Raw genomic sequence first — 11,529 nt, forward strand, 5'->3', positions numbered from 1 at the left:
CTCCTATTCCTGATCTCCCGTCTCTTCCGGGCGGGTCGTTAATAACTGATACAGCCTGTTCTTCGGGAACCTGTCCACAAACGGGATGATGACATTTCCATAGAACAAAAGCCCCTCACCTTCATTGCTATTCGTCACATAAGACAGCTGGGTAGGTGAAATGTTCAGCTGCTTCGCCAGAATCTGCCGGTCACCGGATGCCTGGTTGAGCATATAAATGAAATCTGAGTTTTATAGTGATAGGTAAGCCTCTGATATCATCTCGGGCTTTTCCCCCACTCCACACCGTGCATGCGACTTTCACCGCACACGGCGTTCCATCGGTTAGTATTTTTCATTGTCTAAACAATCAACCTTTGAATAGAATAAAAACTGTAGTAGTTGAAATAAGATTAAATAGGTTGCATGGAAGCCAACTCACGAAGGTGGTTAACCTTTATAAGCTGTTTGATATCTAGCTGTAGTAAATCCATATATTTGTAAATAGTTTCCGCTTTTGAAGCATGAATGAGTTTATGTACGGAATTCTTTATGAGAATAAGATTCTCATAGGCATCCGTACCGCCTAAATGTCGGGGTAACTTATGATGGCAATGAATTTCCCCAACAGAGGAGAATTCAACACCTGTTATAGCACATTTTCCCCATTGGGCTGAGAAGAGAGATATTCGATTGTCTGCGTATTCCGCACTATTGGAATAGGCTGGTTGACGCATGAGAGCCAACATCATAGGGATGTTGATTCTCAGACAGTTGTGAATACCTTCTCGTCCTTCGGGAGTGTAATAATTCCAGCTCTTCTTACGGAAAAGCGGGTTTTTGTGCTGTGTGTATCCTATTGGATACACGGGCTCATTCGTACCAGCGACATATCGCATCATTTTGGATTTACCAAAACGGGCTTTTTCAAACTCCGTAAGCTCTCGCCCTGTTTTCACAAGACGGTTGCCTGTGCGAGTGCTAAGCCTGTTTGTCAGCAAGGTCATGACTGTGCGGTTTAGGGAAGCACAATCATGATTAACATGTGTGGCGATACAGTAATAATTCTGCATGCCAGTAACCATACTGTTATAGAGTCTGATTTCCCCCTGTTCGCCATATATTTTGCGAGGGTGAACGATTCTCTTTGCCTGTTCTTTAAGCTTCTCCCTTTTGTGCTCGAGATTTTTATCTGCGATATGAGATATAACCACGAGTTTGTTGCCTTTTCTGTGAACTTTCATTTTGAATCCGAGAAAATCAGAGTAATGATTTCTTACATTGACAATCCTCGTTTTCTTTTCAGAAATTTCCAGTTTGAGCCTTTCTTTCAGCCACAGAGTGACTGCACATTTGGTGCGTTCAGCGGAGTCCTTTGTCCTACAAAAGATTCGAAAATCATCTGCATAGCGAACAATGAACATTTCCTTCAGGTTAGATTTCTTAGCCTGTCGAAAGCCGTTTTCAGGTCTAGCATTCCGTTTGCAAATCGGACACCATTGCCATTGACTTTCTACCCAGTGGTCTAATTCGTTAAGCACGATATTAGCCAGAAGTGGCGATATAATACCTCCCTGTGGGGTTCCTTTGTCGGGTGTGATAAAAGTCCCATCTTCCAGTTTGATTGGTGCTTTGAGAATTCGTCTTATGACAAATATCAGTTGCTTGTCATGAATACCCATAGCCCATATCTGTCGTATCAGCTTGGCATGATTCACGTTATCAAAGAACCCTTTTATATCGAATTCAATGACATAGTGAAGATTGGCATGTTGAAGTAGCTGATAACTTCTTGCTATAGCGTTCTCAACCGAATGGTTCGGTCTGAATCCATAGCTGTTTTTGCTGAACTTAGCCTCACAAACAGGTTCCAATACCTGTTTGATACATTGTTGAACAAGTCTATCCCATATACACGGAATCCCTAAGGGTCTCATTTTACTTGGGTCGTATGGTTTTGGTATCTCCTTACGCCTTACAGGTTTTGGGCGATACCCATGTTCACTTCCATTAATAATAAATCTAACTTTTTCAACAACCTCATCGGGGGAACATCTTCCAATGTCCTCGATTGTGAGATTGTCTGTGCCACTTGTTTTACTTCCCGTATTTTTCTTGATATTTCTGTACGCTAGAAGAATGTTTTCCCGTTGAAGAATGACAGACATTAAATCTGTAAAAACTTCTCCGTTCAAACTTGCCTGGTATAGATTATCAATCGTATTCTGCATTCCGTAATACTCATTGTGACGCAGATTATCCTCACAGAGCAGTTGCTTTTTCTTTTTCATGGTCATAAGGCATCACTCTCCTTTCTTGGGAAAGTGTCCCTTTTTGTCATACTCGTAATCCTTATAAGATTGAATGACAACAATTGTTTCTAACCGACTAAAGCCCATTCCTCGAGCCCGCCTTTTTCGTAGGGCTGTCGTAGGTTCGAGCTTCGCTTTTCAGCACAGATTAGGCGGCTTATATGATTCGTCCGCAGATTGCTTATGAGCAACTCTGTACCTTTCCACGTTCCGATAATTCTATCTGTGCATATATCCTTAGGTGTCCGCTATAGTCCTGTCAGCTTGATTGTGCCTGTAACACAATACGGAGTTTCATATTTTCGATTCTTACTACACCGCACTGACCCACAATTAAGTGTCCATACATTTCTATATGGTAAACATCTAGACCCGTACATTCGCGGTTTTCGTCAGTCCGTCGTGGACATTCTCACCATAGATATTTTATAGACTCCCGACGTGTCATCTGCATACAGTACCTCTACCGCACTTTCGACAGCTGTATTTCTACACTGTTTCGGCAGACTTCCGCCGACTTTATCGAGCTCCAGACCCCAACCATTACAGTCGGAGCCGGTCGAAGTATCAGAGAAGGCATTTCAAGGCGTTACCCCATCATTCTACCTTTCGAATTATCAGTTGTTACTTACCTCGTAAGAAGGTAAGTCCGACGATTTTAGCATCGCATGGCCATAAGTCCATGAAGTTTTACCCTCATAGAGCGATGTTTGTGCATCAACGTGTCGCACCAAAAATGTTCTCAATTTCACGGCTTGCCAGAAGGTCCTTGATATTCTGGGTGATACCGGTCGGGATACCTCCCCATTTACGGAACCTCTTCCAGATCTCCACACTGTAGGCTGCCGTCTGCTCTTCCTTCAAAAGCAGATGGAATTCATCAATATAGTACCGGGTGGATTTATGGGCGGAACGGTTGACCGTTACCCTGTTCCATACCTGGTCCTGGACGATGAGCATCCCGATCTTTTTCAGCTGTTTTCCCAGCTCCTTAATGTCAAAGCAGACGATCCGGTTATTGATATCCACGTTTGTCCGGTGGTTGAACACATTCAATGAACCGGTAACGTAAATTTCCAGTGCGGTTGCCAGCCGCTGTGCCTCCGGTTCATCCTGCCCACGGAGCAGGTCATACAGATCCTGAAGGATTGGCATCTTCTCCGGCACCGGGTCGGAAAGATATTCCTGATACACAAGACGCACACACCGGTCAATGATGGTCTTTTCCACCGGTTCCAGACCGTTCTTTCCTCCCACGATCAGCTCACAAAGCGATAAAATAAAATCTGATTTCAGTGAAAGCGGATTATCCTCCTCGGAATAGTTGAGGTTTAAATCCATCGGGTTGATATACTGGGTCGATACCGGTGAGATACGGACTACCTGCCCATGCAGTGCCTGCACCAGTGGGTAATACTCTGCTTCCGGGTCGCAGATGATAATGTCATCCTCCGTAATGAGGAAGCAGTTGGTAATCTCCCTTTTTGCAGAGAAGGATTTACCGGAACCCGGGGTACCCAAGATTAGCCCGTTGGGATTTTTTAGCCGCTTCCGGTCCACCATGATCATGTTGTTGGACAACGCATTCAGACCATAATAAAGGGCTTCCCCTTCCTGGAACAGTTCCTGTGTCGTGAATGGCACAAAGATTGCTGTTGCCGAGGTGGTAAGCCCACGCTGGATCTCGATTCTGTTTACTCCCAGTGGGATACAGGACATCAGCCCCGCTTCCTGCTGGTAATCCAAAGGACGCAGGGAACAGTTATACTTCTGTGCGATGCCCTGCACCTGGAAAATGTTGTTATCCAGTTTCTGACGTTTCTTTGCCGTGTTCATCACAAGGACAGTGACAAGGAACATCCTCTCATTCCTGGACTGGAGGTCTTCCAGAAGGTTTTTCGCTTCTTCCCCATAAGTCACAAGGTCGGACGGCAGCACATCCATGTCATAACCGGAGCGTACTGCCCGCTTCTGCTCCTCAATCTTCATCTTGTCCAGGTCAGAGATTTTACTCTTGATCATCTTGATAGCAGAGGTCTGGTCAATGGACTGGATATGGATATTCACATTGATGCTCTCATCCACATCCAGAAAATCCGCCAGCATACGGTCGGTCAGTTCCGGTGCGAGGATCTGCAGGTAGCTGACGCTTCCCAGTGTCTTTCCCATCATAAATGAAGAATTCTTTGAGAAGTTAAAGGATGTCGGTGCGATAAAATCCTTTGTCTTAAGCCCCGTCTGCGGAAGCATCTTATAATTGAACCGGAACGGCTCGATCCGGTCCTGATTGAACACATGGTACATGATCTCAAGACGCTCCACCCCGTTCAATGGATGAGCCTGTGCCCCAAGCACTTTGAAGTTGTTGAGGATATCTGCCTCAATCCGCTCAAGCCTAGGTCTTGCCACTTTTAAGCTCTCCGCTTCAATCCCGAACGTGATATATTTCGTTTTCACCAGACCGTTATTCCCTTTGGATAGCTGGTTCTTTAACATCGTCCGGTATTCTTCCCGGATCTCGTTGAAATCATCGTTCTGGTCCGGGATATCAATGCTCTGTTCAAACTCTGCTACATCCACCTGCTGGTTGATAAACGACAGCTGCACACTGATGGACGAGTCAAAGTAATTCAAGAAATCACAGTAATTCTCAAAGATCGTGGTCTTATCCTCATTCAGGGCAAGCTGGTAATTGATATCGTAAAACTGTACGGTTTTGGAAAAAAAGTTCTTCGATACCTGGCAGATGCCATCCGCAAACATCCGCTGATACGGGATGCTCTGCTGGGCAGTATGGGGGATGTTCTTCTGCCGTTTCCTTTCTTTCTCCTGTCTCTTCCTAAGCTTTTCCTTTTCCCTTTCCTTTTTGTCGTTTCTTTTTCTTCTTTCCTGACGGTTTTTTCTTGCCGCCGCTTCCAGGCACTGCTGCTGTGCCTGTTTCTTCTTTTTTGCCATCTGGCACACCCTCCTTCTTTACGAGGGAATCCACCGCCTGATAGAAGTTCTCCGTCTTGTACGGGCGTTTCGCCGGACAGAGGAATTTCTGGCGGATGATATTTCCCATCACTTTTTCAAAAGGGAGACCGTCTTTTTCATACATTGCCATAAAGAAAAATGGCAGCATGACAGTTACCATAAGGATCGCTGACACACTGGAACCAAGGGGTTTCTTTGCCAGCAGGTATAACGGGACTCCCACTACTGCGGCAAGCGAAAAAAAGATCAGCTGCCGCTTTGTCAGGTTCAATGCTACTTTTGTCTTGACCTTTGTAAGGTCTTTGGGTACTGGTACATACGCCATAGGTAGTACTCCTTTCTTTTCCTGCCCATCAGTGGGCATTGAATATTGATTTACTGAGGCTTCCGGTCTTAAACAGTGAAAATGCCAGTACGACCGTATATGCCGCCACTGAAAACATTGCCCCATGCAGGTTCGTGGATATGGTCATCGCATTGACCAGTACGGAATAAATACCGACACAGACCAGCATGAAGAATCCCTGAAATGCCAGGGCGAACAAGCCTTTCAGATAGTTGTTCCCGATATTGCCCCACTCCTTATTGGTCATGGTGGCAAACGGGATCGGTGCCACGGAAGTATAAAGGTAGATCTCAATCATCCTGCCATACATGATCACCGTGATAATCACGGAAAGGATACTCATGGTAAGGCTGATGAGAAGTGTTTCCATTGCCAGTAAAAACAGTTCCCCGATCTCCATGTCTTCCAGAGATTCAGTCAGGGTAGAAATGGCGGCAGAAGCATCCACCGCCGTACTTCCGGAGATCACACCGGCTGCACCATTTACGATGTGCTGCCCCACATCAAATACCGCCATTGTGATATTGAACGTGTTCGTCACAAGGTAAATCGCCACATACGCCTTAAAAATCCAGAGGAAAATGTTGTAAGTTTCAAACTCATGGAAGTTATTCTTCTGTGTAACCATCGTGATCAGCTCATAACAAAGCACAAACGTGATGATCAGACCGGCGATGGGCACGATCACCGTCTGGGACAGGTTCTGGATGAGGTTAAAAACCCCTGCGTTCCATCCCTGCGGAGTCTGCCCGACCTGACTGGCAATCGTTCCCACCTTATCATTGACCTCTACAAACATCCCTTCCAGACCATTCTGGATCATCCCGATGAGGATCTCCTTGATGGCTTCCGTGATTCGTTCGATAATGGTGTTCATCCATTACCCCATTAACCGAACAGTGTTGCCAGCTGGGGAATCAGGGTAGTTCCCAGCAGCATGATTCCTGCTCCTGCCATGAGCTGTATAATGCCAAATATGAGAAAATTTTTGCCCGAATGGGCTTGAAATTGATAAAAATATGATAGATTAGAAATATCTTATGGAGCTGGAACCTCTTTCGATGGTTCCAAGCTCCGGTATTGGACTTAAATTAAAATGAATTTCCATTTCCACCGCATGGGAATTGTTGCTTCCATCATCCTGCGGCTCTGAAATGACAATCTTGCTGATCAGCCGGTTCAGTATATTGGCATCCAGTTCTGTGATGTCTGTATAGCTGCCAATATCTTCTGCCCACTGTTGAGACTGGGCATCCAGCTTTTCTTCTGCATCCAACAGTTTCTGATTTTTTACAAGCTCCTGTTTGATCTCAGACTGTTCTTTCTGTGTTTTCTCCAGCATCTTATCAAAAGTAGCTTCTGAAATCTTTTCACTGATCAGGTCATCATAAAGGCGGGCAATCAGCCGGTCAAGTGACTCCAGCCTGTCTTTCTGTTTCGCTGCCAGTTTTTCAATACTGTCCCTGTGATCCAGTTCATCTTCACAGCAAAGTTCCCTGACACGCTCTTCCATATCCTCACATCCGCCGACGGCAATTCTGGCGCATTCACGGATTTTGGAAAGTACTGCATCGTACAGATCATCTGCATCCACCCGATGCTGACTGCAGTGAGCTTTCCCTTTGTGGATGTAAGTGGAACAGGTGTAAATCTCACGTGGGTCTTTACTGTTGGTTTTACGGATGGTTAATGCCCCTCCGCACTCCGCACATCGAAGCAGTCCCGCAAAAATGCTGTATTCCCCAGTGGTATTCTGCCTTTTCCTTGATCTTATTTTCGCCTGTACCAGCTCAAAAGTATCCCTTGAAATAATCGGTTCATGGGTATCTTCCACTGTGATCCATTCATCCGGTGCCTTGTCTCCCTGTGAGCCAATTTTAAACCGGTAATACCGCTTCTGGGATGCCATATCCCCACAGTAGACCGGATTCCGGAGCAAGTCTTTCAGGTATGATTCATCCCAGACATATTTCCCGTTTTCCGGGTCTTTCTGCTCCCATTTTGTGTAATAAGTACGGTTCCCCCGTTTCCGGTGCCACCATGACGGGCAAGGGACTTTCTGGCGTTCCAGCTCCCGGGAAATATAATTGATTCCCCGTCCGTCCACCGCCCACTGGAATATCTTCCTGACAATGGGTGCCGTTTCCTCATCTATCAGGAGATGCCCCTTTTCGTCCGGGTCTTTTAAGTACCCCAAAGGCGGAACCACACCGGTAAACTTGCCTTTCGTAGCCTGCAGATGGTAAGAAGCATGTACTTTCTTGGAAATATCCCTTGAATACATCTCATTCAGGACGTTCTTGAATGGAGCGATCTCATTATCCCCGGCATACGTGTCCACGTTATCATACAATGCCACATACCGGACACCATGCTTCGGGAAAAATTCTTCCATCAGATACCCTGTCTGTACGTGGTTCCTTCCCAGACGGCTCTGGTCTTTCGTGATTACCAGATTGACCAGACCTTTTTCACATGCCTGCAAAAGCCTCTGTAAATCCGGACGCTCCGTGTTTAATCCTGTGTACCCATCATCCTGAAATACCCCTACGATCTGCCATCCCTGCGAATTACAGTAATTCGTCAGGATATCCCTCTGGTTGGAAATACTGGCACTCTCGCCATTCAGTTCATCATCCTTGGAAAGCCTGCAGTAAATACCGACTCTCCATGTATCACAGTTTTCTTTTCGTCTGCTGTTTTGATACATCATTGCGTTGTTCATCTGATACCTCCGTTCCTTTCGCACATCCTACGCAGATTTCAGATTACTGAACTCATGTTCATTATAATCCTTATCTGTCATTTTTGCAAGATAATCTTTCCTTTTCGTGTCCTTTATTTTCTGTGCGATCACCTCTGCAAAGACCTGTGACGCATCCTGATCGCCATCAAAAAACACCTTGATATTTACAATCTTATTTTTCGCTGCCATAAAAATCCCCTCCATTTTCTGCATAAAAAAAGCAGCTAACCCATATTTCATAGATTAACTGCTCAATCACTGACTCCATATTTTATTTTCTTAATCAAATAATCTCCGACGGATTTATGAAAATATAATGAATTTTCGATTTTTCATTGATAAAAAACCAGATTAGTGGTACATTAGATATAGAAAGAGCACCCACTCCAAAGTGGATGCCTCTCGAGATGGTTATTTGTCCTTACGGACACCGCCTATCCTGTTGGCAGACAGGATAGGCATTTTTATTTCTTCTTGTGCTTTCTGTCAAGAAAGGCAAGAAACGCAACAATCAAGCTGCCAAAGGCAATCAACAAAGTCAATATGCCGATGACAAGAGATAAAATCTCATAAGCTGTCATAATCACGCACCTCCCTTCCTGTTTATTCCGTCACCATAAAGGCTTCGGTCTGTAAGGTTCGGGAGGCTACCACCCTGTCATGGGTAACTCTTCCATGGCATTTCTGCCACGGAATTATCATACCATCAATATCCAATGTTTTCAATTATAAGCTGCCACATTTTCCCATAAACAGACAGCCTTCCCTCCTATCTGTCATGTAAAAATATTTTTAGTGGCAGAGTGGCAGGCATTAAGGTATCTATAAAATCCTGCCTTTAAACCAGAAATCCTGCCACCTAATCTGATTTCAGCCGGACAGTATTTTCCCGCCCTGTCCCTTTTCCATACACAAGCCGTTCCCCCATCCGGTTGCGGACATCACGCATGGTTCTGGATGAAATGTTCATCACAGCCGCTTTTTCCTGAATGTCTTTCAGCGGTATCTCTTTTCCGTCTTTCAGCAGTTCCTCCATCAGCCTCGTTCCCCGTTCCAGTTTTGTCTCTGTCGGTTTTCCTTCTTTCCCGTTCAGAAGATCATCGGCATTGATGTCATAGCCACCGATCCACCGGAATCCTTCTTCATCCCCAAGTTTAAACGCAAGGGTCTCACCCGGAGGGGCAAGAGAGCTTTTCTCATGGATCAGCACTCTCGTTGTCGGGTCTTTCTTTACCTTCCCGATAAATAAAAGGCTTCTGACAGCCGCCATAATGTCAATGGATCCCAACCCCCGGTAGGTACTCTGCGTACCACAGGATTTGTTCAGATGCCCGATCAGCACAATGGCACATCCGGTCTGTTCTGCCACATTCCCCAGTTTCCGGAATACCGGACGGACTTCATTTGCCCGGTTCATATCCACATCCGCACCGATAAATGCCTGCACCGGGTCAATGATCAAGAGCCGGACTTTGTTCTGCCGGATGGCTCTCTCAATGCGGTCATCCATTAATGTCAGTGGAATTTCTGTATCATCAATCACCATGACCCTTGAAAGGTCGGCTTCACATTCGATCAGCCTTGGTTTGATGGTATCTCCCTTTCCGTCCTCGGCAGTCTGGTAGATTACATTGAAAGGCTCTATGGCTTCCATGGTCGGGAGATATTTCCGGTTGGTGCAGGCTGCGGTCAGCTTCATGGCAAAATACGTTTTTCCTTCCCCCGGATTGCCCTGAATAATGGTCAGCTTGCCAAAAGGGATATAGGGAAACCAGAGCCATTCCACACTTGTCGCCTCCACATCCTTATAATAAATCATAGGCACGATCTCTTCTTTTTCCGGGGCTTTCAGCACAACCGTATCTGCAACCGGATTCCTTCCCTGCATTTCTTCCTGATGGCAGATGATTTCATTCCAGTCTTTCAGAACCGGCTTTAAGCGGATGATCCGTTCACAAGGAACCTCTTTCCCGGCAATCTTTTCACAGACTTCCTCCCCGGCTTTGTCATTATCAAGGCAGAGAAATACCGAAGTGATATTTGGGCTGTCAGAAAGAAAGGCTGTCAGTGCCCTGTCCGATGTACCGCCCAGGCTAAGATAGCTTCTCTGTTCCCAGCCTTTCGGGAACAGCTGGATAAAAGATAAGAGGTCAATCGGTGCTTCAAACACATACAGCTGGTCACTGTTTCCTCTGTAGCAAAAACTGTATTCTTTCAATGAACCAGCCACATCTCCCCGGAATTTTTCTTCTTCCGTTCCCCTAATGTGGGCATACCGGGGAATCCCCGAACGGTCTTTCCCGACAAACACGATATTATGATGCTTTTCGTCTTCATAAATATCGCCATTGCTAATAAATACCTTTACCAGATCTTCTTGGATTCCTCTGGTCTTAGTCAGATATTCCAGTATCTTATTTTCATCCCTGTTTCTCCTTGGTAGCCGGAAATCAGGCGAAGGGGCGGGGATGCCCTGTTTTGGGGCATCCTTCGCCACCCGCCTTTCCTCCCCCTCTTCCCCGGTCAGTTTTTTCATTGCCTCCGGGAATGTCAGCCCATAAAACTCCATCACAAAATCAATTGGTCCACCGCCAGTCCCCCGGCTGTGCCGGAACCAGCAGTTTCCCCGAACAGTCAGGCTGTCATGAGCCATCCAGCGGTATTCCTTCCCGCTTTTAATCAGCTTCTCGCCCTGTGACTGTAAAAATAAAACAAGGTCAGTGGATTTTGCCCTCCTGACCTGCTCTTCTGAATACTGCATTTTCATTTCCTCCTTACAAACTCATGTCATTTCTTTTGATTTTCTGCTTTGATGCTTTTCTTTCTTGCTCCTCTTTCCGCTTGATCTCCTTGTTTTTGTTCAGCTTCTCCAGAACGGGAGTCCTTTCTGCCATTGGTTTCTGGGAATATCCTTTTGCCTGAGATGAAACCGGATGCTGCGCAGATGGATCTTCTTTTTCTGACCGCCCGGTGTTACCGGACTGCATCTGCCTTTTTTCATTCAGTATAACATCAATGCACTTCTGCACTTTCCTGACCATCTTTAATTCCTCATCATACGGGGTAAGGTCAATATCTGTTTTTTGTCAAGTACTTTTCCCTGAAAAAAGCGTCGAAATTCCCTGTTTTCGTCAAGGGATTTTCCCTACTATTGGCGGGCATTGATTATG

The 11,529-nt window shown here is 45.7% G+C and carries 10 protein-coding genes and 2 pseudogenes; all 12 read right to left on the reverse strand.

Annotated features, from left to right (window positions below; translation table 11 throughout):
- Nucleotides 1-3: 3 nt before the first annotated feature.
- Nucleotides 4-231 (reverse strand): annotated as a pseudogene (locus EV212_RS10930) (conjugal transfer protein TraE); the annotation flags it as partial.
- 161 nt (nucleotides 232-392) lie between these two features.
- Nucleotides 393-2,270, reverse strand: coding sequence for a group II intron reverse transcriptase/maturase (ltrA, locus tag EV212_RS10940; RefSeq protein ID WP_408609161.1), 1,878 nt, complete (start codon nucleotides 2,268-2,270; stop codon nucleotides 393-395).
- Between the two features lie 753 nt (nucleotides 2,271-3,023).
- Nucleotides 3,024-5,246: pseudogene (locus tag EV212_RS10945) on the reverse strand (VirB4-like conjugal transfer ATPase, CD1110 family); the annotation flags it as partial.
- Nucleotides 5,131-5,592, reverse strand: a complete 462-nt coding sequence (locus EV212_RS10950; protein WP_087315777.1) for a PrgI family protein — start codon at nucleotides 5,590-5,592, stop codon at nucleotides 5,131-5,133. The gene EV212_RS10950 and the pseudogene EV212_RS10945, both read right to left, overlap by 116 nt.
- Before the next feature lie 28 nt (nucleotides 5,593-5,620).
- On the reverse strand, nucleotides 5,621-6,490 hold the full coding sequence (locus EV212_RS10955) for a VirB6/TrbL-like conjugal transfer protein, CD1112 family (RefSeq protein ID WP_132093140.1): 870 nt from the start codon (nucleotides 6,488-6,490) through the stop codon (nucleotides 5,621-5,623).
- An 11-nt stretch (nucleotides 6,491-6,501) separates the two neighbouring features.
- On the reverse strand, nucleotides 6,502-6,648 hold the full coding sequence (locus EV212_RS13905) for a Maff2 family mobile element protein (protein WP_330570502.1): 147 nt from the start codon (nucleotides 6,646-6,648) through the stop codon (nucleotides 6,502-6,504).
- Complete coding sequence (locus EV212_RS10965) at nucleotides 6,641-8,338, reverse strand: recombinase family protein (protein WP_243115540.1); 1,698 nt, start codon at nucleotides 8,336-8,338, stop codon at nucleotides 6,641-6,643. Before EV212_RS10965 ends, EV212_RS13905 begins: the two co-directional genes overlap by 8 nt.
- 27 nt (nucleotides 8,339-8,365) lie before the next feature.
- Nucleotides 8,366-8,548, reverse strand: coding sequence for a hypothetical protein (locus EV212_RS10970; RefSeq protein WP_132093144.1), 183 nt, complete (start codon nucleotides 8,546-8,548; stop codon nucleotides 8,366-8,368).
- A gap of 275 nt (nucleotides 8,549-8,823) precedes the next feature.
- A complete protein-coding gene (locus EV212_RS13755) occupies nucleotides 8,824-8,940 on the reverse strand; it encodes a putative holin-like toxin (RefSeq protein ID WP_243115541.1) in 117 nt (38 codons plus the stop codon).
- Nucleotides 8,941-8,962: 22 nt separating this feature from the next.
- On the reverse strand, nucleotides 8,963-9,085 hold the full coding sequence (locus EV212_RS13825) for a hypothetical protein (protein ID WP_257591963.1): 123 nt from the start codon (nucleotides 9,083-9,085) through the stop codon (nucleotides 8,963-8,965).
- 133 nt (nucleotides 9,086-9,218) lie between these two features.
- Entirely contained in the window at nucleotides 9,219-11,120 is a 1,902-nt protein-coding gene (locus EV212_RS10975) for an AAA family ATPase (protein ID WP_132093147.1), read from the reverse strand.
- Between the two features lie 13 nt (nucleotides 11,121-11,133).
- Entirely contained in the window at nucleotides 11,134-11,400 is a 267-nt protein-coding gene (locus EV212_RS10980; protein WP_132093151.1) for a hypothetical protein, read from the reverse strand.
- Between the last annotated feature and the right edge of the window lie 129 nt (nucleotides 11,401-11,529).

Origin of the sequence: Frisingicoccus caecimuris (assembly GCF_004340975.1) — a bacterium.
GTDB classification, from domain to species: Bacteria; Bacillota; Clostridia; order Lachnospirales; family Lachnospiraceae; genus Frisingicoccus; species Frisingicoccus caecimuris.

Bases quoted from the DNA above. Each gene is read 5' to 3' on its own strand.
- ltrA (WP_408609161.1), bottom strand. From the start codon at position 2,270: ATGAAAAAGAAAAAGCAACTGCTCTGTGAGGATAATCTGCGTCACAAT.
- EV212_RS10950 (WP_087315777.1), bottom strand. From the start codon at position 5,592: ATGGCGTATGTACCAGTACCCAAAGACCTTACAAAGGTCAAGACAAAA.
- EV212_RS10955 (WP_132093140.1), bottom strand. From the start codon at position 6,490: ATGAACACCATTATCGAACGAATCACGGAAGCCATCAAGGAGATCCTC.
- EV212_RS10965 (WP_243115540.1), bottom strand. From the start codon at position 8,338: ATGAACAACGCAATGATGTATCAAAACAGCAGACGAAAAGAAAACTGT.
- EV212_RS10970 (WP_132093144.1), bottom strand. From the start codon at position 8,548: ATGGCAGCGAAAAATAAGATTGTAAATATCAAGGTGTTTTTTGATGGC.
- EV212_RS13755 (WP_243115541.1), bottom strand. From the start codon at position 8,940: ATGACAGCTTATGAGATTTTATCTCTTGTCATCGGCATATTGACTTTG.
- EV212_RS10975 (WP_132093147.1), bottom strand. From the start codon at position 11,120: ATGCAGTATTCAGAAGAGCAGGTCAGGAGGGCAAAATCCACTGACCTT.
- EV212_RS10980 (WP_132093151.1), bottom strand. From the start codon at position 11,400: ATGGTCAGGAAAGTGCAGAAGTGCATTGATGTTATACTGAATGAAAAA.